The 21,196-nt window shown below is 66.2% G+C and carries 20 protein-coding genes; 6 read left to right on the top strand and 14 right to left on the bottom strand.

What is annotated here, in order from left to right:
• Nucleotides 1-860, top strand: an 860-nt coding sequence (locus tag A8G15_RS26620; RefSeq protein ID WP_425415134.1) for an allophanate hydrolase-related protein, incomplete at its 5' end; no start/stop codon positions are given.
• Nucleotides 861-977: 117 nt separating this feature from the next.
• On the opposite strand, the gene A8G15_RS26615 is transcribed toward A8G15_RS26620, so the two are convergent.
• Nucleotides 978-1,967 (bottom strand): LLM class flavin-dependent oxidoreductase, encoded by a 990-nt coding sequence (locus tag A8G15_RS26615; protein WP_068166040.1) that lies wholly within the window; start codon nt 1,965-1,967, stop codon nt 978-980.
• Between the two features lie 104 nt (nt 1,968-2,071).
• Nucleotides 2,072-2,566 (bottom strand): flavin reductase family protein, encoded by a 495-nt coding sequence (locus tag A8G15_RS26610; protein ID WP_068166038.1) that lies wholly within the window; start codon nt 2,564-2,566, stop codon nt 2,072-2,074.
• Between the two features lie 116 nt (nt 2,567-2,682).
• Between A8G15_RS26610 and A8G15_RS26605 the strand changes: the two genes are divergently transcribed.
• The gene (locus A8G15_RS26605) at nt 2,683-3,846 is read left to right on the top strand and encodes an RNA-guided endonuclease InsQ/TnpB family protein (RefSeq protein WP_068166036.1); all 1,164 of its coding nucleotides are present in this window, start codon (nt 2,683-2,685) and stop codon (nt 3,844-3,846) included.
• Between the two features lie 1,133 nt (nt 3,847-4,979).
• Here A8G15_RS26605 and A8G15_RS26595 read toward each other — a convergent pair.
• The 3 genes from A8G15_RS26595 to A8G15_RS26585 are packed head-to-tail and all read right to left on the bottom strand — an operon-like array spanning nt 4,980 to nt 6,842.
• Nucleotides 4,980-6,170: an NADH:flavin oxidoreductase gene (locus A8G15_RS26595; protein ID WP_068166035.1), complete on the bottom strand. Its 1,191-nt coding sequence runs from the start codon at nt 6,168-6,170 to the stop codon at nt 4,980-4,982.
• Nucleotides 6,157-6,432, bottom strand: a complete 276-nt coding sequence (locus tag A8G15_RS26590) for a hypothetical protein (protein ID WP_068166033.1) — start codon at nt 6,430-6,432, stop codon at nt 6,157-6,159. The genes A8G15_RS26595 and A8G15_RS26590 overlap by 14 nt, the downstream gene beginning before the upstream one ends.
• A gap of 20 nt (nt 6,433-6,452) precedes the next feature.
• Nucleotides 6,453-6,842, bottom strand: a complete 390-nt coding sequence (locus A8G15_RS26585; RefSeq protein ID WP_068166032.1) for a nuclear transport factor 2 family protein — start codon at nt 6,840-6,842, stop codon at nt 6,453-6,455.
• A gap of 198 nt (nt 6,843-7,040) precedes the next feature.
• Between A8G15_RS26585 and A8G15_RS26580 the strand changes: the two genes are divergently transcribed.
• Nucleotides 7,041-7,679: a PadR family transcriptional regulator gene (locus A8G15_RS26580; RefSeq protein ID WP_082900187.1), complete on the top strand. Its 639-nt coding sequence runs from the start codon at nt 7,041-7,043 to the stop codon at nt 7,677-7,679.
• 7 nt (nt 7,680-7,686) lie between these two features.
• On the opposite strand, the gene A8G15_RS26575 is transcribed toward A8G15_RS26580, so the two are convergent.
• Nucleotides 7,687-8,448 (bottom strand): IclR family transcriptional regulator, encoded by a 762-nt coding sequence (locus tag A8G15_RS26575; protein WP_068166031.1) that lies wholly within the window; start codon nt 8,446-8,448, stop codon nt 7,687-7,689.
• A gap of 370 nt (nt 8,449-8,818) precedes the next feature.
• On the opposite strand from A8G15_RS26575, the gene A8G15_RS26570 reads away from it, so the two are divergent.
• Nucleotides 8,819-10,024 (top strand): 3-ketosteroid-9-alpha-monooxygenase, oxygenase component, encoded by a 1,206-nt coding sequence (locus A8G15_RS26570; protein ID WP_082900183.1) that lies wholly within the window; start codon nt 8,819-8,821, stop codon nt 10,022-10,024.
• Nucleotides 10,025-10,075: 51 nt separating this feature from the next.
• Here A8G15_RS26570 and A8G15_RS26565 read toward each other — a convergent pair whose 3' ends face one another.
• The 5 genes from A8G15_RS26565 to A8G15_RS26545 all read right to left on the bottom strand — a co-directional run bounded on the left by A8G15_RS26565 (nt 10,076) and on the right by A8G15_RS26545 (nt 15,434).
• Nucleotides 10,076-11,539, bottom strand: coding sequence for an FAD-dependent oxidoreductase (locus A8G15_RS26565; protein ID WP_082900182.1), 1,464 nt, complete (start codon nt 11,537-11,539; stop codon nt 10,076-10,078).
• Nucleotides 11,540-11,678: 139 nt separating this feature from the next.
• Nucleotides 11,679-12,674, bottom strand: a complete 996-nt coding sequence (locus A8G15_RS26560) for an alpha/beta hydrolase (protein WP_068166030.1) — start codon at nt 12,672-12,674, stop codon at nt 11,679-11,681.
• 191 nt (nt 12,675-12,865) lie between these two features.
• Nucleotides 12,866-13,507: a Dabb family protein gene (locus tag A8G15_RS26555; RefSeq protein ID WP_068166029.1), complete on the bottom strand. Its 642-nt coding sequence runs from the start codon at nt 13,505-13,507 to the stop codon at nt 12,866-12,868.
• Nucleotides 13,500-13,847: a hypothetical protein gene (locus tag A8G15_RS26550; protein ID WP_068166028.1), complete on the bottom strand. Its 348-nt coding sequence runs from the start codon at nt 13,845-13,847 to the stop codon at nt 13,500-13,502. Before A8G15_RS26550 ends, A8G15_RS26555 begins: the two co-directional genes overlap by 8 nt.
• A gap of 99 nt (nt 13,848-13,946) precedes the next feature.
• Nucleotides 13,947-15,434, bottom strand: coding sequence for an MFS transporter (locus A8G15_RS26545; RefSeq protein ID WP_082900181.1), 1,488 nt, complete (start codon nt 15,432-15,434; stop codon nt 13,947-13,949).
• Nucleotides 15,435-15,667: 233 nt separating this feature from the next.
• On the opposite strand from A8G15_RS26545, the gene A8G15_RS26540 reads away from it, so the two are divergent.
• Both A8G15_RS26540 and A8G15_RS26535 read left to right on the top strand, forming a co-directional pair.
• A complete protein-coding gene (locus A8G15_RS26540; RefSeq protein ID WP_068166055.1) occupies nt 15,668-17,137 on the top strand; it encodes an FAD-dependent oxidoreductase in 1,470 nt (489 codons plus the stop codon).
• A 2-nt stretch (nt 17,138-17,139) separates the two neighbouring features.
• Entirely contained in the window at nt 17,140-18,018 is an 879-nt protein-coding gene (locus A8G15_RS26535; RefSeq protein WP_068166027.1) for a crotonase/enoyl-CoA hydratase family protein, read from the top strand.
• 62 nt (nt 18,019-18,080) lie between these two features.
• Here A8G15_RS26535 and A8G15_RS26530 read toward each other — a convergent pair whose 3' ends face one another.
• Genes A8G15_RS26530 through A8G15_RS26520 form a run of 3 tightly spaced genes read right to left on the bottom strand, consistent with a single transcriptional unit; the run spans nt 18,081 to nt 21,172 of the window.
• Nucleotides 18,081-19,130 carry a hypothetical protein gene (locus tag A8G15_RS26530; RefSeq protein WP_068166026.1) on the bottom strand — a complete coding sequence of 350 codons (1,050 nt, stop codon included), beginning with the start codon at nt 19,128-19,130 and terminating at the stop codon, nt 18,081-18,083.
• Nucleotides 19,130-20,161: an ABC transporter ATP-binding protein gene (locus A8G15_RS26525; RefSeq protein ID WP_068166025.1), complete on the bottom strand. Its 1,032-nt coding sequence runs from the start codon at nt 20,159-20,161 to the stop codon at nt 19,130-19,132. Before A8G15_RS26525 ends, A8G15_RS26530 begins: the two co-directional genes overlap by 1 nt.
• The gene (locus A8G15_RS26520; protein ID WP_082900186.1) at nt 20,162-21,172 is read right to left on the bottom strand and encodes an ABC transporter ATP-binding protein; all 1,011 of its coding nucleotides are present in this window, start codon (nt 21,170-21,172) and stop codon (nt 20,162-20,164) included. It lies immediately after the preceding gene.
• Nucleotides 21,173-21,196 lie beyond the last annotated feature (24 nt).

The following is a 21,196-nucleotide window of genomic DNA, read 5'->3' as shown; positions in this document are numbered from 1 at the left end:
ACCAATATTCGGTCTGTCCGACTGAAGGTTCCCCTCACCAGGGGGTGGGATTGGATCCGGTGGTCGCGGCGATCGTGCGGGGCGCCGCCCGGTTCTCCGCCGTCGACCTGCTGCGCGACCGCGCGACCCTCGCCGAACTGCGCGAGCGCGCGATGGACGCATGGGGTGATTGTGCGGCAGTGCTGGTGCCGACAGCACCCTTCCATCCGACGATCGCGCAGGTCGAGGCGGATCCCGTCGGCGTGAACTCGCGGCTGGGCACGTACACGAATTTCTGCAATCTGTTCGACCTGTGCGGGGTCGCGGTGCCGGCCGGGGAGGTCGTCGAATCCGACGGCAGCACAGCGCAGTTCGGTGTGACGGTGCTGGCGCCTGCCGGTCACGACGCGGTCGCGACGGACATCGCTGCGCGCCTGACCGGCGTCCCGCGCGACCCGGAAACCCCGTCGTGGCCGGAACAGGCCGGGGCACAGTCGTTCCCGCTGATCGTGTTCGGCGCGCACCTGCGCGATCAGCCGCTCGCCGGTCAGCTCACCGCGCTCGGCGCCCGCTGGGCCGGATCGGTCTCGACGGCACCCGAGTACCGGATGACCGCGCTGCCCACGCAGCCACCGAAGCCGGCGGTGGTGCGCTGCGCGGACGGCGGTGCGTCGCTGGCAGGGGAGCGGTGGGTGTGCTCACCGTCCGCGCTCGGCCGGTTCCTCGCCGCGCTGCCGTCGCCGATGGGGCTCGGTTCGGTGCAGCTGGACGACGGCACATGGGAGACCGGGTTCGTGTGCGGCGACGACGCCGCGGCCGCCGCCCGCGACATCACCGCCGCCGGCTCCTGGCGCACCCACCTCGCCGCCACCCTCGTGTAGCGGCGACCTCCCGCCGCACGGTGATGGGAACCTTCAGCCGGATAGACCGAATATTGGTTCCCATCACCCGGAGGGGACGGGCGGCTGGGGAGACCAGGAAACCAAAGAAACGGCGGGTCAGGCGGGGACGAGGCCGCTGACGTCGGCGAGCAGTTCGAGAGAACGCAGCCACGCGGTGCGGCCGGGCGCCGAGGACACCACGATCAGTTCGTCGGCCTGGGCGCGTTCGGTGAACGCGTCCAGGTACGTGCGGACCTCGGCGGGGTCGCCTACGGCGGTGTAGTGCAGCATCTGCGTCACCTGACGGCCGGCGGGGGAGTCGAGCAGCAGTTCGACCTCCTCGTCGGTGAAGCTGCGGCCACGGCCGACCATCTGCACCACGCGGTTCCGTTTGGTGGCCTCGAACAGCTGCCGCGCTTCCTCGGTGGTGTCCGCGGCGATCACCCCGACACCGGCGATGACGTGTGGTTCGGCGAGCTGCTCGGACGGCTGGAACTCGCGCCGGTACAACGCGACCGCGTCCTCCAGGGCCTGCGGCGCGAAATGGGATGCGAAGCCGTACGGAAGGCCGAGCAGCGCGGCGAGTTTCGCACCGAACAGTGACGACCCGAGAATGTAGAGCGGCACATCGGCGCCCTTGCCGGGGATCGCGTCGACACCCGGGATGCGGGTCTGCCCCCGCAGATAGGCCTGCAGCTCCAGCACGTCCTGCGGGAAGCTGTCCGCCGACGACGGATCACGCCGCAGCGCGCGCATCGTGTTCTGGTCGCTGCCCGGCGCACGGCCCAGACCCAGATCGATGCGGCCGGGATGGAGCGACTCGAGCGTGCCGAACTGCTCGGCGATCGTCAGCGGCGAATGGTTCGGCAGCATGATGCCCCCGGCACCGAGCCGGATCGACGACGTGTGCGCGGCGACGTGCGCGATCAGCACACTGGTCGCGGACGACGCGATCGACGGCATGTTGTGGTGCTCGGCGTACCAGATGCGCCGGTAGCCCCACTCCTCGGCAAGTTGCGCCATCCGCACGCTCGCCGCGAAGCTGTCCCGCGCGGTTTCGCCCTTGCCGATGTGTGCCAGGTCGAGGATGGAGAGGGGAACTGTCACCGGTGATCCTTCGCATCAGGGCCCGGGATCGGACGCCGGGCACACCTCTGATGCACAACCGGGCGCGGCCGGCAGGTATTCCTGCCGGCCGCGCCCGGTACCGATCACATCTCGTCGAAGTGACCGTAGGTGCCGCGGTAGAACAGCAGCGGACCACCGCTGTGCAGCGCCGTCAGGCCGGTCACCCGCGCGACCACGATGGTGTGGTCGCCGGCGTCGTGCTCGGCCTCGATCGTCGCCTCGACGCGCGCGATCGCCCCCTCGATGGCGGGTGCGCCGTTGTCGCCGGGCGTCCACTCCACACCGAGGAACTTGTTGCCGCCGCTGACCGCGAACGCCGCACACAGGGTGCGCTGGCTCGCTGCCAGGACATTGATCGAGAACGTGCCGATCTCCCGGATCTTCGGCCACGTCGTCGACGTGCGTGCCGGACAGAACGAGACCAACGGTGGATCCAGCGACACGGACGTGAAGGACTGGCACGCGAACCCGAGCGGTTCGTCGCCGTCCAAGGCGGTGATGACGGTGACTCCCGTGCAGAAGTTGCCCATCACATCGCGCATCCGGCGCGGATCCAGCACTGCGTGTTCTGCGGTCATCGGGTGTTCGGCGCGGATACTCCCTCGTTCACGGGGGAGAGGAAGCGCCGTCCTCCTTTCATGTGTGTTGTGGTGTCGGACAAACCTTGTCGGTGGGGTCGGTTAACGTGCCGGCCATGGGGATCGAGGTGGTGCGCTACAACTACCGGTTGCGGCCGGGCGCTGTTGCCGAGCGCGCCCTGACCCAGGAGTGGCATCGCTGCCGGTTCCTGTGGAACGAAGCCGTCCACCAGGCCAAAACCGGTGTTCGGCCGACGTTCGCGAAACTGAGCAAGCTGTTGACCGAGGCTCGAGCACGGTCGTCGTGGCTGCGGGATGGTTCCCAGGTCGCGCAGCAGCAGATGCTGCGCACCTACGCGCAAGCGTTGGACGCCTCGTTCACGGTCAAGGGCCGGGGCTGGCCTCGCTTCAAGGCGCGAAAGAAGACGTTGCCGTCGCTCGAGTATACCCGCCGCGGGTTCCGGATCCGGGAGGGCCGGTTGGTGTTGCCCAAGGGTGTCTCGATTCCGGTGGTGTGGTCGCGGGAGTTGCCGTCGGAGCCGACGAGCGTGCGCATCATTCAGGATTCTCTCGGCCATTGGTATGCCTCGTTCGTGGTGACTCGCGTCGCCGAGTCGATCCAGGTCGCCGATCAAACCAGTGCGGTCGGGATCGATTGGGAGGTGTCCCGCACCGCGACGGCGACCGAGGAGCGGTTCGATCTGCCGCATGCCGGGCACCGGAAACGGTGTGCGGCGGAGTTGGCGAAATCCCAACGCCGGATGGCGCGGCGCCGGCACGGGAGGGGTCATCCGCCGTCGAGGGGCTACCGGCAGGCCCGCCGCACGGCGGCGAAGGTGCAGAAGAAGGCAGCCCGGCAGAACCGGCACGACGGCCGGATCTGGGCCAAGACCGTGGTCGACGCGCATCACCTCATCGCGGTGGAGGACTTCAAGCCGAGGTTTCTGTCGAAGACGAACATGGCGCGCAAGGCAGCGGATGCCGCGGTGGGGGCCATCAAGCGTGAACTTGTCGAACAGGGCAGGCGGGCCGGCCGGAAGGTGGTGGTGGTGCGGCCCGCGTATACGACGATGACGTGTTCGGGGTGTTTCGCGAGAGCCAAGCAACCCCTCGGGCTCGGGGAACGGATTTTCCGGTGCTGGGTGTGTGGGCACACCGCATGCCGGGACCGGAACGCTGCCAGGGTGATTCTGGCTGTGGCGGAGCGTGGCCACACCGGTGTCGACGACGTGAGTCAAGTGGATCACCTCCCTTCGGGTGGTGGTGCGGTTGCGGTCTGAGCCGGGAATCTCCTGCCTTCGGACAGGAGAGGCGTTGACATGCTCCAATCGGGTGTCGGCTTCGGGACCAGTGTCCGCTATCGGGCGTCCGGGCGGCGAGGGCGCTCCCGGACAGCGGGCGTCCGTGGTCGCGGAGCTGCGCACTCGGTGACCTGAACGAACGAGGGCCTCGATGGTCGGGTTCAGGTCGGAACAGGACCCGCCGGCCCTCGTCGGCGTTTTCCTGTCGTCGGGCAATCGGCATCTTCGGATGTGTCTCGCGATGTTCGCGCTGTTCGGGTTCGTTCACACGGGGCATCACTGTCATGGGTTTCGACCCGGTGACCGGGTGGTCTCCCTCGCGGCGAGGGAGTGGAAGCCCGCCAGGAAAGTGAGGTCGACAATTCGGGTCCGTACTGTCCGGAGGGGTACTGGTAGACCCTGGACCGCCGTTCGGACCGCATCGGTCGAGGGCTGAGCCCTGTACCGGACTCGCCTCGGCGAACAGTGAGCAGCCGGTGGAACTGGCAAGGACGAATCATGGGCACCGAACCGGGGCAGCACCTGCACGAAGAACCTCAATCGGAGCGTGGCTCGAAGGGTTCGCGCGACACCGGAGCGGATGAGGCCGGCGGCGGACCGACCGACCGCCCTGCCGGGGCGTTCGACCAGGAGGAGATGCAATCGAGCAGAGCGAGTCCGCGAGCGCGGGGCTGGTTCGCGCCCTCCCGGTGATGCCGAACCGGCTGTTCCGCCCTGTGAGGGACCCACCACCTCGACCGCGGAGGGTCGGCCCGAACACGACGAACACGTCGATACTTCGCATCCTCTGGCCCCGGACCCGCAGGACACTCCCCGCGGCGCGGTCGCCTCGTCCGCCGAGGAGCAGCCGGCCGCGGAGACGGAGGAGGCGGTCGAGTCCGACGAGGGAGTGGGTCCGGCGCACCAGAGCGGCGTGGGCAGGGCCGGGGACACGAGTTAGGTCGTCTATCTTCCCCCCCGGGGGGCGCGACCGGGAGTCGGCGGCCTCTGTGGGGCACTCGATGCCGGTGATCACCGCGACGTAGTTCGGCCGGGATGTCGTCCCGCAGCTCGCACAACTCGGCGGATCGTTCGGGGCCGGGACCGCTTGCCCGACCACGAACGGTTCCGAATCAGTGCACGGGTGCCGGCCCGGCCAGCACACATCGGGTGCCGGTGAAGATGGTCGGCATGCACTTGTTGCAGTGGATGCACAGCGATCGATGTTCCGGCTCGGCCGCGATCCGATTGATCAGGTCGGGTTCGCGGAGCAGCGCTCGTGCCATCGCGACGAACTCGAACCCCTCGGCCATTGCCGTATCCATTCCGGCCCGGTCGGTGACACCGCCGAGAAGCACGAGCGGCATCTTCACCGCCGCACGGATCTGCCGCGCCTGCTCCAGCATGAACAAGTCACGGTAGGGGTAGGACTTGAGGAAGTGTCCGCCGACCAATTTCATTCCGGTGCGCACCGGCTCGCGCATGACGGCTGCGAACTCCCGGAGCGGAACGTCACCCTTGAACAGATACATCGAATTCAACAGGGAACTGCCGACGGTGAGCTCGATGGCATCGAGGGAGCCGTCCTCCTCGAGCCACTGCGCCACCTGGACGGCCTCGTCCAGCCAGAATCCGCCCGGTACACCGTCGTCCATGTTCAGTTTCGCGAGGATCGCGACCTTGCCGCCCACGGCGTCCCGCACCTCGCAGGCGGTCTCCCGCACCAGCCGGGCCCGATTCGTCAACGATCCGCCGTAGGCATCGTCGCGCTTGTTGATCTTGGGGCTGAGAAACGAACTCGCGAAATAGTTGTGACCGAAATGGATCTCCACCGCATCGAAGCCGGATTCGACGGCGAGGCGTGCGGCGTTCCCGTGTGCACGACGGATCCGTTCGATGTCGCCGAGTGTCGCCGCACGGACGGTGCGCATGCTGAGCGGGTTGAGCTGACGGGACGGCCCGAGCGCCGGAGACCCGTTGCTCGCGCCGTTGGCGACGGGGCCGGCATGCCCGATCTGAGCCGAGGCCGCCGCCCCCTCGGCATGAATCGCATCGGTGAGGCGCCGGAGTCCGGGCACTGCCTCGGGGCGCATCCAGATCTGATCGGCCTCGGTCCGGCCCTCCGGTGCCACGGCGCAATACGCCACGGTGGTCATACCGACCCCGCCCGCCGCGGGGCGGCGGTGGTACTCGATGAGATCGTCGGAGACGAGCGCACCGGGGGTGGCGGCTTCGAACGTGGCGGCCTTGATGATGCGGTTGCGGAGCGTGATCGGGCCCAACGTCGCGGACGCGAGGACGTCGGGAATGTCACGGGCGGTCATGAGAACTCCTGGTCGAGAGGTCGGCGGCGGGGTGGCTGCGCCGATTCGTCACGAGTTCGCCGCGACGGGCGAGATCGTCGATCGTGTCGCGGAGATCGGCGCAGGAGGGGATCCAGGACGGTGTGTGGCCGGCCCCGGTGTCGTTGCGGATACGGGGGCATGCGTGCGCGGCGTCGGTGAGCCACTGGATGCTGGTGTGAGCTTCGCTGTGTTTCTCGGCGAGTACGCGATTGCCGCAGGTGCGGCACGTGACGGGCTGCATGTCGATCCGTCCGCGTGAAGTCAGCGCTGAACCATGTCGGTCGGTGCCCAGAAGGCGCGCATGCTCGTGATCCGGCCGTCCTGGTCGAAAGTCATCACATCGATCGGGTCGATCTCGTACGTCTGTTCGCCGGCTTTCGTGACGACGCGGAAATGGAACGCGGCGTTCGCTCCGCTGATCCGGAGTGTCAGGAGTTCGGTCGTGTTCTCGGTGGCCTCGATGCCCTTGTAGAACTCGGTGATGGCAGCACGTCCGATACGAGGCTCGCTGCCGACGGGGTCCTCGAGGGTGGCGTCCTCGGCATACAGTGCGGCGACCTCGGTGGCGCGGCCGGACGCCACCGCAGCGAGATAGGCGTTCACGGTCGCGCGAATGCGTTCCGTCTGGGAACCTGTCTCGGAAGTAGTCATTGTTGCTCCTGTAACGGCACGACGATGGGGTGATCCGCCGACGCTAGCCGCGGCGGCGCCCGATGAGCGGGCAGCCTCCCACGCAGCGGGAGCTTCCGGTCCGGGGACGCCTGTCGTCGTTGTTACGCTTTCGTGGTGTCCGAGACCGATACCGACCAGTACCCCTCTCTTCCCGCGACGAGCTGGGCCGTACTCGGGATGCTCTCGTTCGGGGAGGAACTGACCGGCAACGATCTGAAGAAGTGGGCGGATTGGAGCATCGGCTTCTACTACTGGAGCCCCTCGGTCAGCCAGGTCTATGCGGAACTGAAGAAGCTCGAGACGCTCGGGTTCGTCCGGTCCCGTGTGGTGAGCGAACCCGGGACGCGTGGCCGACGTGTCTACGCGATCACCGAGGACGGCTTGGGCGCGGTGCGGACGTGGTCGCGTGAGGCACCGGTGGAGCTGCCCGTGCTCAAACACGGTGTCATGCTCCGGATGTACATGGGGCACCTGAACGATCCGGACCAGCTGAAGGCCATCGTGCACGACCACATCGTCAATCTCGAAGACAAGCTGCGTCGCGCCGGCGAGCACGCGGATCATTCCGACCGTGAACCGGGCTGGGCGTTCTCACAAATGAGTCTGCGGTGGGCCGAGCGGTATTTCCGGGCCGAGATCGATCTGTCCAGGCAGCTCCTCGACGACATCGACGAGGCAGCAGCGCAGTTCGCGCGCAGCGACATCGATGCACAGGGGATGCCCCGTCCCCGGACTCCGGGAAGCTGGAAGGGTCTCTCGATCGGTTCCACCGAGATCGGGGGTGACGAGCACGAGCCTGTCCCCGGCGAACGGTAGTCGGCGGTCAGGCGTACTGCGGCTCGCCCGCAGGGGAACTCGTGAACAGAGGCCGGTGACGTTGCAGGGTCGGTGTGACGTGATTGCGGTCGAGCATGCGCCAGACGGCAGTCGCCGTCATCCTGACGGGTGCGCTGATGCGGTGGTCGAACCGCAGGTGGGATAGGGGCCCACACACGGACAGCGCGGCGACCGGAGACCCCACCGGACCGATCGCAACGGCGATACACCCGAATCCCGGTACGGATTCTTCTCTTTCGTAAGCGATTCCGCTTTCCCGGATGTGGTCGTAAGCCTGTCCGGGGGTGCCCGTGTAGGCAAGAAGAGCCTTGCCGAGCGCTGTACTGTGCGCCGTACGGCGCCCGCCGATGCGTGTGGGAACGGCGGACATCAGTCGTCCACCGAGTTTCTCGAGATAGACGATGTCGTTCCCGTCGAGGACGGCCAGGTGTACGACGAAGCCGGTGAGACGCTGCAGCTCCTGGAGGTGCGGTAGAGCGGTTGCGTGCAGCCGGTCCTGATGAACGGCGAGAGAGCCGAGTTCCATCAGGCGTAGGCCCAGCGTGTAGTCACGGCCTTCGCGGTGGAGCCACCGCATCGAAACGAGTCGCTCGAGCATCCTGTGAGCGGACGATCTGGGCAGGCCCGTTCGGCGCACGATCTGGGCGAGGGTCAGTCGGCCGGCGCCGTCGAACGCGTCCAGTACCAGGCTGACGCGATCGAGTACTGCGCTGGGGGTCAGGCGGTCGGCTTCGACCTGGATCGTCATGTGTTCTCCTACAGTCGCGGCGTCATTGACGCGGGGACGTGGGTATTTCTATTAGGAATACTGTCACATGGCCGCCTGATTGTGAAGCACGACACCTCGCGGGCGTTGATGCGTCTCGGACGACCGACGCGGCCGGACCCGAGAACCCGGGCGGCGGCTCGAGTGGTACGGGTTCCGAGCCGATCCGGAATGGATCGGTCACCGAGGTGTTCCGTCGCAACCACGTCGGTGTCTCTTCCGGCACGACCTCTCCCGCTCAACGCAACATGCACTACACCCAGGGTCGGGAAGTCACTACCGTCCGACAGATCCCGCCCGGGACCCGGAATCTCACCCTCTCGGCCCACCCCACTTGTATCGGAGGTACACAATGACACTCCCGGACAACGAAGTTCGCGTCATCGAATCGGCCCCGCCACCGACCCGCTACGCGCGAGGATGGCACTGCCTGGGGCTCCTCGACGAGTTCCGCGACGGCAATCCGCATGCGGTCGACGTGTTCGGCACGAAACTGGTCGTTTTCGCAGACAGCAAGGGCTCGTTGAACGTACTCAACGGCTACTGCCCGCACATGGGCGGCGATCTCACCCAGGGCACGGTCAAGGGTGACTCCGTGGCGTGCCCGTTCCACGACTGGCGATGGGCGGGTAACGGTCGCTGCTCGAGCATCCCCTATGCGCGACGGGTTCCGCCGCTCGCTCGGACGAAGGCGTGGACCACGCTGGAACGCAACGGCCAGCTGTACATCTGGCACGATCCACAGGGCAACCCGCCGCCGCCGGAAGTCACGATCCCGGAGATCGAGGGATACGCCGAAGGCGAGTGGACCGACTTCACGTGGAACCGTCTGACGATCGAGGGCTCGAACTGTCGTGAGATCGTCGACAACGTGGTCGACATGGCACACTTCTTCTACATCCACTATTCGTTCCCGGTGTATTTCAAGAACGTGTTCGAAGGTCATATCGCCAGTCAGAACATGAACACCAAACCGCGTGAGGACGTGGACCTCGGTACCAGTTACTCCCGCAGTGACGATTCGATAGGGCGTTCCGAGGCCGCGTACTACGGGCCTTCGTACATGATCGACTACTTGTGGAACGAGTCACCGGTGGGGCAACTCGAGACGGTGCTGATCAATTGCCACTATCCGGTTTCGCCCACGAGCTTCGTGCTGCAGTGGGGCGCCGCGGTGAAGAAGCCGCAGGGGCTCACCGACGATCAGGCCAAGGAGATTGCCGAGACCTTCACGAAGGGTGTCGAACTCGGGTTCGTTCAGGACGTGGAGATCTGGCGGAACAAGGCGAAGATCGACAACCCGTTGCTGTGCGAAGAGGACGGCCCGGTCTACCAGTTGCGTCGCTGGTACGAGCAGTTCTACGTCGACGTCGAAGACGTCACTCCGGAAATGACCCGGCGCTTCGAATTCGAGATCGACACCGAACGCGCGATCAGTTTCTGGCGTGAGGAGGTCGAGGAGAACCTCGCAGCCGGACGATTCATCACGTCCGACCCACGGATCGAGGCTTTCCAGGCGAGTGATGACCAGCCGACCGAGGTCGGTGCGCAGAACTGAGAGTGAACCGTGAGGCCGGCCCGGCCGAACCAGGCCGGCCTCACGGGCATGTCACCTGGCGCGTAGTGCTGCGTGCTCTCCGGCGATCCGGCCGAACACGATGGCGTCGGCGATGTGGAACCCCCCGTCCTTCGCCCAGCTGAACGTGGAGCTGACCGTGCCGGCCGCGTAGAGACCGTCGATCACGGCACCGTCGGTGTCGAGGACACGCGCGTGCTCGTCTCGGCGGGGGCCACCGTTGGTCCACGCCAGCATCGGTCCGCTGTGATAGGCGTAGAAGGGCGGTTCGAGGAGCGGAACCAGGGTTGCGGCGGAACGCCCGAAGCGTCCGTCGACGCCGGCGGCACATGCGGCGTTGTACTCCGCCACGGTGTCGCCGAGCCGATCCGCCGGAAGGCCCGTGGCTGCAGCCAGCTCTTCGAGCGTGTCGCCTCGCAGGATCCACCCCGCGTCGATCTCCGTGCTGTTGTCGGCACTCCAGCGGTATTCGTTCATCAGCACGTTCCACCCGACGGGCAGGACGTCCGCGGAACCGCTGATCGGTCCCGCCGCCCTCGTCTTCTCGTCGAACACGACCCACATGGGACGATGCGGATGCAACACGTACCGTCCGTCGATCAGTGCCTGACCGTGCCCCGAGGGGACGAACTCGTCGACGAAGCGCGCTCCGCTCCCGTCGACCCAGATCAGTCCCCGTGAGTAGACGAACATCGCGAAGTGGCCGTGCCGCGAACCAGGTTCGGTGATGCCGTTGACCGCCATCATGTTGTCCATGTGCCACACGTCGGCTCCGACCCGCTGCGCCATGCGGAGCCCGTCGCCCGTTGCGGCCGTGCTGCCCCACACCGGAACATCGTGGAGACCGAGATGCTCGCGCACCAGCGTCGGGTCGCCTTCGAATCCACCGGTGGCGAGCACGACTCCGCCCGACGCACGGATATGTTCTCCGGTGGCGGTGACGATGCCTGTCACGGCGCCCGATGCGGGATCGGTCGTCAGCCGGTCGGCGGCCGTTTCGTACCGCACTTCGATTCCGCGCTCGCGGAGCGCTTTCTCGAAGGTGTCGAACAGCCGACCTCGGCCTAGTACTCCTTCGACGCAGTGCAAACCGCCGTAGCATTCGCTGCCGGGCAGTTCCGGGTACTCGGCGCCTGTGGCGTTGTAATGGCCGTGTGGACCGACCCGGACGTCCAGTGCCTGCATCCACGCCGACACCTCACGGGTACCGTGTGCCCACACCTGCACAATCGACTCGGGCAGCTCCCGGTCGCCACAGAGTGCGCGCAGGTAGTTCGCAGCTTGTTCCGGATCGTCGTGATGGAACCACCCCCCACCCGACACTCGCGTATTTCCCCCGGCCTCAGCGACGCCCGTCTTTTCGAGCACGATCACACGGGCGCCCGCATCGTGCGCATCCAGTGCCGCGGCACAGCCGGCGGCGCCCATGCCGACCACCACCACGTCGACGTGTGCGCCGTCGCGGATGTCCCAGCGCGGATCAGGGTTTCGAGACACATCGCCCTCCTCGGATCTCTACGGGCGCACGGCTGTACCGCCCGGCGGAACGCTACGAGGACCGGCGGGGGTGCGGAAACACTACTGTCTGGTCAGCGGGAAGTCGGTACCTGTGCGACCGCCTGTGCTCCCGTCCACGTCAGTCGGGAACGGCGGACGAGTTCCGCGCAAAGCGTGCGGCGACCAGTCCGCCGACCTCGGCGATCGCGCTGCGCGCCCGGGCCACGGAAGCGGACTGCATGAAGAAGCCGTGGCCCACACCGGGATAGCGGATGATCGCCGTGAGTACTCCGGCCTCCTGAAGTCGCCGCCCGTAATCCTCCACCCCGTCGCGGAGCGGATCGGCATACCCGCACACCACGACGGCAGGCGGCAGTCCCGCCAGATCCGTGGCGACAGCAGGTGTGCCGTACTCGTCGTCCGTCGAAGGGTCGTCACCGAGATACAGCGACTTCATCCAGTCGATGTCCTCGGCACGCAGGAACGGACTGTCGGCGAACGTGCGCATGGACGGTCGATCACAACGTCGTTCGAGTCCGGGATAGACGAGGATCTGCTGCGCAAGGCGCGGGCCGCCCTCGTTGCGTGCCCGCAGAGCAGTTGCAGCGGCCAGACCGCCGCCGGCACTGTCACCACCCACAGCGATGCGGTCGGGGTCCACACCCCACCGCGCGGCAGTTTCCCGTACCCAGCGCACGGCCGCGTACGCCTCGTCGTGCGCGACCGGATATCGATGTTCCGGTGCGAGCCGATAGCCGACGTTGACAACGACAGCGTTCGTCGCGGCGGCAACCTCCCGTGCGAGGCGATCGAACGACTCGAGGGAGCCCATGATCATTCCACCCCCGTGGAACCAGACCACGACCGGCGCTGTCTGTTCCGGTGCCCCATGTGGACGGTAGACACGCACGGGCACCCGGCCGTGTGGGCCCTCGAACTCGACGCGGCGAACGGTCTGCATGTCGGGGCCGGGCGGCCGTGAGATCGATTCGAGCGCATCACGTGCCGGTCCTACTCCCGTTGATTGCAGGGAAGGGGATCGACGGGCGCGCATCGCGTCGACCATCACCCGGACATCCTCGTCGTAGACGCGGTCGTCATCGTCCACGCGAGAAGAGGCGGAAGCCGCACTCATTGTGATCCTCACTCCGGAAACAGTGGATCCGGTCCGTAGGGACGGATTTACTCTCGTTCATGGTGGGCATCGTCCCTGCGGGACCGAAGACCCCTTCCCGGTGACCGGAACACCGAACTGCGAGGGCTGTGTGGGTCCCGCACGATCGGTGGCAGCGCGGGACGCTGCCTTTCAGACGCGGCGGGAGGACCTCATTCGATGACTGTGTCCTCGAGAGCACAGAACGTGTGGCACACGCGATCGCGGACCACGGACTCGGGGCACTCGGGATCGAACCAGCGGTCCACCACGCCCCAATGGATCGGATGGTCGAGATACTGGCCCATGAGCGATGCGTGATCGGAGAACTCCTGCTCCCACACGTGTGTCCACGACGTCGGGCCGACGGACTTCTCCACGCGACTCAGACGCCACGAGACGATCGACGGGATGTGCTCGGGCATCGCCAGAAGATCGCGCTCGAACTGCTCGACGGTTTCTTCCGGTGTGTCGGCCGCGACCCGCAGCAGTAGTGCGCGATAGACGGTCCGAGGTGTCTCCGGGCGTGAGCTAGCCCGGCGCGCGTGGTATTGCACCCCGTCGAGCCGAGCGGTGATCGGTGATCCGAGAATGCTGTCCAAGGAGCGGACCACCGCGGCCGCATCGTCCGCCGTCGGGAGCCGAAGGTGGACCAGCAGATCACCGCCGTTGATCACACCCGGCAGCGTCGGGGAGACGAGGCGGCGTAGCGCTTCGAACTCTTTGACGGCGAGGCGTACGTCCTCGACGTATTCGGCGCGATCCGAGGCGTCGGCGGCGGCGTCGAAGTGGACGACCCGGGTGACGTTATACATTGCTCAGTCCTTCGATGTCGTCGGCCTCGGCTGCCATCGTTCGGGTTCGTTCCGCGATCAATTCGTCCATGCTCGACCACCACTCACCGAGCGTCGGGTCCTGCCGGCTCCGACGCGTCATTTCCCACCAGGAGCGGACGCCGTCGACGGTCCATGTGATGGTGACCGTATTGCAGTCCTCGTCGAACCACACGGGAGGACTGACGAGAATCCGGTCGAGTGTCATCCCGCGCCGGCGTCCACCCGGTACGTACTCTGCGACGTATGCCTCGACGAACTTGCGCGCACATCCGGGTTTGGTGACCACACGGTCGACCACGTATATCGTCTCGTCTGCCATGTCCGGAACCCTACGGTTGCGAAATGCCCTGGGCAGGTTCCTCTCCCGCCTCGCGGGAGAGGAACCTACCGCAGCATCAGGAACGATGCGGTGCAACGGTCAGGCGGAAGTGGCCGAAGCTGCGATCTCCCCGGATTTCGTGCCGTCGGCGGTCCCGCCGGAGGACTGCGGCCGACCGATGAACAGACAGATCGCCACAACGATCAACGAACATGCGATGAACCATCCGACAGCAAGGTTCAGCGATGCCGTTGTGGGCATGGTCGTTTCCGGCACGGTCCACAGGGAGAGCATGACCGAGACGATGGCTACGCTCACCGCCGAAAAGGCCTGCCGGGCGGTGGCCAGGACACCGGTCGTGACGCTGGTGACGTCCTCGGGGACGGACTCGATGACGATCTTCGGGTAGCCGGTGTAGGCGAATGCCGTTGCAACAGCGCCGACTACGAAAACGCCGATCATGACGGGCATGGATTTGTGACCGACGAGGATCATGAGATTCGCGACGGCGAACAGCGCGGCCCCGACGAGGAACGCGCTTCGGCCACCCCAGCGTCCGGCGACCACGCCGGCGACCGGAGCGGCGGCGAAACCGATGATCGCACCTACACCACCGACGAGACCCGCCATGCTCGCCGAGGCGCCGAGTCCGACGGGAAGGGTGGCCGGTGCCTGGAGAATCAGCGGGGTGACGATCTGCACGGCTCCGACAGGCCCGAGGGAGAGCACGGACACCGCAATCAGATTGAGTGCCATCCTCTTGCTGGCGAGGGCACGGAGGTTGACGAGGGGATCGCTCTGACGCAGTTCCCACACGGTCCACCCGGCGAGGATCACAACGCCACCGCCGATGAGCCCGACGACACCGAGACTGGTCCATCCCCACTTCGGCCCTTGGGTGATGCCGAAGAGAAGTGCGACCAGGCCGGGTGTCAACAGTGCGGCACCCAGATAATCGAAGCGCGGCAGTTCCCCGCGGGTGTGGGTGCCGGGCAGGGCGAACGCGGCCACGGCAGACGCCACGAGGGCGAGCACGGCAGCAAAGACGAAGATCATGTGCCAGTCGGCCACGTCCAGGAGCACTCCCGCGATGAAGTAACCGCCCGAGCCTGCGAGAAGTGCCGCGCCGCTGATGTAGCCGACTGCCAGGGACACCTTCGCCGGGGGCAACACCTCACGTGCGAGGCCGTAGCAGAGCGGCAGAATCGCACCGGCGGCGCCCTGCACACCTCGGCCGAGGATGATCGCGCCCATCGAGTCGCCGAACACGCTGATGACGGACCCGAGTATCGACACCATCATCGCGATGATGAGAACCCTCTTGCGGCCGTACATATCGCCGAGCCGGCCACCCACCAACGCTGTGGTTGCAGCTACGAGCATGTAGGCGGTCACAGCCCACCCGGTCGTGGATGCGGGGGCCCCGAAGATCTCCCCGAATCGTGGGAGGGCGATGAAGACCATGCCGGCCTCGAAGGCACTCACGCATTCCGCGAGGACCAGGGCGGTGATGACCAGGAACGAGGATCTCGGCACCGTCGCACGATCGGGGACACCTGCGGCTGCCTGCCTTGCGGGGTCGGACATCGATTGTTCTCCTTTGTGCGGGTCGAGCGCGGCTTCCGTAGTCGAGCGCGCCGGTTCCGACGTGACAATGCACGCATCGTGCCGTGCGAAGGACGGCCGGACCGAGTCTCCGCGGTGGCTCTCCCGAATGCCGCCTCCGTGGACCGCTCAGTGGGAGAAAAGCTCCCGTCCGGCGGAACGTTGGTGAGACCGTGCGGCCGCTGGTGCATCCGCGGGACGTCGAGGAGATTCACATGCTTGCTGATACGGTCCGTCCGGTTCTCGAATCAGAGATTTCGGACTGGGATCTCACCGCCGACGTCGTCGTCGCCGGCTACGGAATTGCGGGCGTCGCCGCAGCGGTCGAAGCCGCGCGCGCGGGTGCCGAGGTGCTGGTGCTCGAACGATCCGGCGGGTGGGGTGGTGCTGCATCGATGGCCGGCGGCTTCATCTACCTCGGGGGAGGGACACCGCTACAGAAGGCATGTGGATTCGACGACTCGGTCGAGAACATGAAAGCGTTCATGAAAGCCGCACTCGGTCCGTCCACCGACGAAGCGAAGATCGATGCCTATTGCGAAGGAAGCGTCGACCATTACAACTGGCTCGTGGAAGCAGGGGTGCCGTTCAAGGAGGAATTCTGGGGCGAACCCGGCTGGGAACCCGCCCACGACGAAGGACTGATGTACTCCGGGGGTGAGAACGCGGCACCGTTCAAGGACATGATCCCACCGGCACCGCGCGGACATCTCCCCCGGATGGACAACAAGAGGACCGGGGAACGCGGCGGCGGGTACATGCTGATGAAGCCACTGGTCGAGACAGCCGAGAAGCTCGGGGTCGCAGCAGAATACGATATCCGGGTCCAGACGGTCGTCGTGGACGACAAGGGGCGGGTGGTGGGTGTCGTCGCTCGACGTTACGGCAAGCCGATCACCGTTCGTGCTCGGCGGGGCGTCGTGCTCGCGATGGGCAGTTTCGCCTTCGACGAGGAAATGGTGCGCGATCACGCCCCCGTGCTCGTGGGGCGGCCGGGCTCTGCTGTCGAAGCGCACGACGGCCGGGCGATCCGGATCGGGCAGGCGCTGGGCGCTGCGACGGCACACATGGACGCAGCCGAGGTCGCGGTTCATACCGTGCCCGGACTGATGGTCCGGGGCATTCTCGTCAACGCGTACGGTCAGCGATTCATCGCCGAGGACACCTATCCGGGCAGGATCGGACAGGCGATGTTGTTCCAGCAGAACAACGAGGCGTTCCTGATCATCGATCAGGCCGCGCATGACGAAGCTCTGAGTCCCGGAATTCCCGGTCCGCAACCGACCTGGGTGTGCGAATCCGCCGTGGAGCTCGAGTCGGAGATGGGACTGCCCGCCGGCGCCCTGACCTCGACGGTGGATCTCTACAACCGGCACGCTGCAACCGGGGCCGATCCGTTGTTCTCCAAGAAGGCCGAATGGGTGAAGCCCATCGGGACGCCGATCGCCGCGTTCGACCTGCGTGGAATGACGAGCGGATTTCCCCTGGGCGGCCTGAAGACGAGCGTGGACTCCGAGGTGCTCCATGTGTCGGGAGAACCCATACCGGGCCTCTTTGCTGCCGGCCGGTGTACGGCCGGTGTCTGTGCCGGTGGATACGCCAGTGGTGCCAGTCTCGGTGACGGCAGCTTCTTCGGTCGCCGCGCCGGAATCGGTGCCGCACGCGGACCTGTGGACGGGGACTGATCATGCACGGCGACACCGTGATCTTCGATGTCGAGGACGGAATCCTCACCCTGACGTTGAACCGGCCGGGCAACCTCAATGCCTTCACCGTCGGGATGGCCGACGATCTCGAGGCGGCGTTCGGTGAAGCGGCCGAGGACGACGCCGTCGCCGCCGTCGTCGTCACGGGAGCGGGGCGGGCATTCTGCGCCGGCATGGATCTGTCGAACGAAGGAAATGTCTTCGGGCTGGACGAGACTCTCAGGCCGACCGTCGACGACATGGTCGAACGGTTCGACGATCCGGACATCGTCCGTGGCGTCCGAGACACCGGCGGCCGCGTATCGTTGGCGATCCACGCGTGCCCGAAGCCGGTGATCGCCGCGATCAACGGCCCGGCGGTCGGGATCGGGGCGACGATGACGCTGCCGATGGACTTCCGCCTGGCTTCGGAGTCGGCGCGGATCGGGTTCGTGTTCGGTCGTCTGGGTATCGTGCCCGAAGCCTGCTCGACCTGGTTCCTGCCTCGTGTGGTCGGGATGCAGAATGCTCTGGAACTGGTCTATTCCGCGGATATCGTCGATGCAACGACCGCGAAGGAACTCGGCCTGATCCGCTCCGTCCATGCACAGGAAGACCTGCTTCCGGCCGCCCGCGCGCTCGCTCACCGATTCGTCGACGGCAGGTCCCGGGTTGCGACCGCCCTCACGCGTCGGATGATGTACCGAAACAGTGCCGAGTCGTCGCCGCTGGCAGCGCACAGACGAGAATCCCTCGCTATGTTCTACACGAGTGTCGGCGACGGCAAGGAAGGTGTCTCCGCGTTTCTCGAGAAGCGCGACCCCGTATTCACGTCTCGTGTGCCGCAGGACCTTCCGCACATCATGGACGAGATTCGGTGACGTCCGGCCACGGGCTCGAAGCGGTCCCGGTCCGCCGGAATCGCTTCGAGCCGTGAACCGGATCATGCCGTGTTCGGGACATCCAACGGCGCTTCGGCCGGATACTCGGCCGGCGCCATCGCGTATGCACTGTTGAGTACCGAGACGAAGTCACGATCATGCAAGGGATCGGTGGGCTCCGGGCACCGGATCCCACGACCGCGAAGATCGTCCGTGAAAATCGCTACCGCGGTATCGAGGTCCAGATCATCGGTGTGCTCGAAATAGCGACGGAGTTCCGCCATGTCGTCGAACACGAACGCGCCGTAGTGAAAAAGGAAGCGCATATGGCGGTCGTGATAGCGTGCAATCTCCTCGTCGCCGTTGCAGATCGCCCATTCGGAGTCGCCCACTCCGTGGATCGCCGAATCGAGCTGCAAATCGGGAACCGACCGCATGTGGCGAGGGCCACTGGCTTCTCCCCGGTGGAACATCTTCTCGTTGTGGGTGAGGATGCCGCTGTTCCGGAACGGTGCCGGATACCGGGCCGGGGGCGCGTCGGGACCCTCGGGCCAGTAGGTGAATCCACCGTCGACGTCCGAGTCGTAGTAGTAGGCGATCACCTGGCCAGATCGCAGTTCCCACCGGTCGAAGAGCCCGGACTTCGCCATCACGCTCAACAACCAGGTGGGGGTGTTGAACTTGTCCATTCCACGCCAGCTCGGGCTGTCGAAATGTCCCGCATCGAAACTGTGTGCGGGAGCGCGCAGATTGAACAGGAAGCTGTTCGGAACCGCGTACGACGCTCCGTGCATGGACTTGATCATGTCGAGAAGCCGTCGGCTGTAGTAGATGTCGTGCGCTGATTGCTCGAGCACCGTGCCGTAGTTGCCGATGTAGCCTCGGAACGTCGGTGTCAAGAAGTCGGAGAGTGCCGGGGCGGACATCCGAGTGTGGTTCCTGCCACCGGCTACAGCCAGGAATTCCTCAGCCGACGAGAAGTGTTGTGCTGCGATGAGCCGCCACGGACCGCGGGTGCGGATGATGTCGAAGAGAACGGCCTGCTCGTCCGGCGTGTAGATATCTTCGACGAATCGGGGACGTGCGGCCGGAATCATGGGATGCTCTTTCATCAGGATGCAACTCCTTCCGCCGCCCGGACGAGATCGGCGTCCAAGGGGAAATGGCAAGCGACGAAATGCCGGTGACGCACCTCCCGCATCTGCGGTTCCTGCTCGGCGCAGACCGCAGCGGCCCGGGGACAGCGGGTGCGAAAGCGGCATCCGCTCGGCGGATCGATGGGCGAGGGCAGGTCTCCCGACAGTGCGTTGTCCGTGGGCACCACCTCCGGGTCGGGTTCGGGGATCGCCGACAACAACGCCTCGGTGTACGGGTGCAGCGGCGCAGCGTAGAGCGCGTCGGGGGAGGCGACCTCGCAGAGTTTTCCCAGATACATCACCATCACGCGGTCGCTGACGTTCTTGACCACGGCAAGATCGTGGGCGATGAACAACAGGGTGAGACCATAGCGTTCCTTCATGTCCTCGAGAAGATTGAGGATCTGGGCCTGGACCGAGACGTCGAGGGCGGAGACCGGCTCGTCGCAGATCACCAGTTCCGGTTCGACGACCACGGCACGAGCGATCGAAATGCGCTGGCACTGGCCACCGGAGAACTCGTGTGGCCGTCGGTCACCCGCGGCGGCCGGGTCGAGTCCGACCACGGAGAGGATGTCGTCGACCTTCGCCTGCTTCTCGGCGCGGCTGTGGCCGCGCGCCACATCGAGCCCCTCGGCGACGATGTGGCGTACCTTGCGCAGCGGATTCAGAGACGATATGGGGTCCTGGAAGATCATCTGAAGTGTTCGGCGCGCCGCCCGCAGTTCGCGGGGAGACATGGCGGCCAGGTCGACGCCCTTGAACTTCACCTCACCGGCCGTCGGCGGCGGGAGCTGCATGACGGCCTTGGCAACGGTGGACTTGCCACAGCCGGATTCGCCGACCACGCCCAGTGTCTCGCCTCGTTTGATGTCGAAGCTGACATCGGAGACCGCCTGCACCTTTCCTGTGCGTCCGGTGTCGTACTCCACGACCAGATTGCGGACGGTGAGCAGCAGCTCGTCGCTCTCCGCCTCACGCAGGTGCGCTGTTCCTGTTCCCGCCATCTAGAGCACACTCCTCGCGTCCACCGGAAGACCTGCGGCGGTCCGTCCTTCGTTCAAGTTGGTTGTCCAGGCCTCGTCCCCGGCGGGCGTGCCGACGGGGAAGAAGCACGCGTGCCGGTGCCTGTCGCCGACGGTGCCGCCGGTGATCAGGGTGGGTGTCTCGGCCAGGCAACGCGGTCTCGCGTGCGGGCAGCGCGCCGCGAACGCGCACCCGGGTGGCGGGTCGACGACGGTCGGTGGCCGGCCCGGAATCGCCCGCAGCCGAGTGTGACTGGGATCGGAGATCCGCGGGATCGAGCCCACCAGCGCGCGAGTGTACGGATGCCGCATCTCGCGGAACAACACTCTGGTCGGTGCCTGTTCCACCACTCGCCCCGCGTACATCACCGCGATCTCGTCGGATCGTCCTGCAACGACGCCGAGGTCGTGGGTGATCAGCACCATCGCCATGTTGTGTTCGTGCTGCAAGCGCTCGAGCAGATTCAGGATCTGGTGCTGCACCGTCACATCCAGCGCTGTCGTCGGCTCGTCGGCGATCAGCAGACGGGGAGAGCAGGCCAACGCCAGGGCGATCACCACGCGCTGTCGCATACCCCCGGACAGATTGTGCGGATACTGATTCAGCCGTTTGCGGGGCTCCGGGATACCCACCCATCCCAGCAGTTCCTCTGCCCGGGCCAGAGCGTCCGCCTTGTTCATCGGCAGATGACGACGGAGCGTCTCGGTGAGCTGCGAGCCGATCGTCAGGACGGGCGTGAGAGACGTCATCGGGTCCTGGAAGACCATCGCCAGCTGTGCACCCCATAACCCTCGTGCTTCGTCCCGCCCCAGCGTCGCGGTGTCGCGGCCCTCGAACTCGATGCGTGAGCCCTCCTGCACAACGGCGCTGGGGGCAAGGATGTTCATCACGGCGCGCGACAATACGGACTTACCGGAGCCGGATTCCCCGACGATGCCGAGCGTGCGTCCCGGCGCGACATCGAGCGTGACGCCGTCGACCGCGCGCACCATGCCGCGCGGAGTGTCGAACCACAC

This window comes from Rhodococcus phenolicus, from assembly GCF_001646785.1.
GTDB lineage: Bacteria > Actinomycetota > Actinomycetes > Mycobacteriales > Mycobacteriaceae > Rhodococcus > Rhodococcus phenolicus.
The sequence above is the reverse complement of the archived record's forward strand: the minus strand, read 5'-3'. Positions and strand labels throughout refer to the sequence as shown.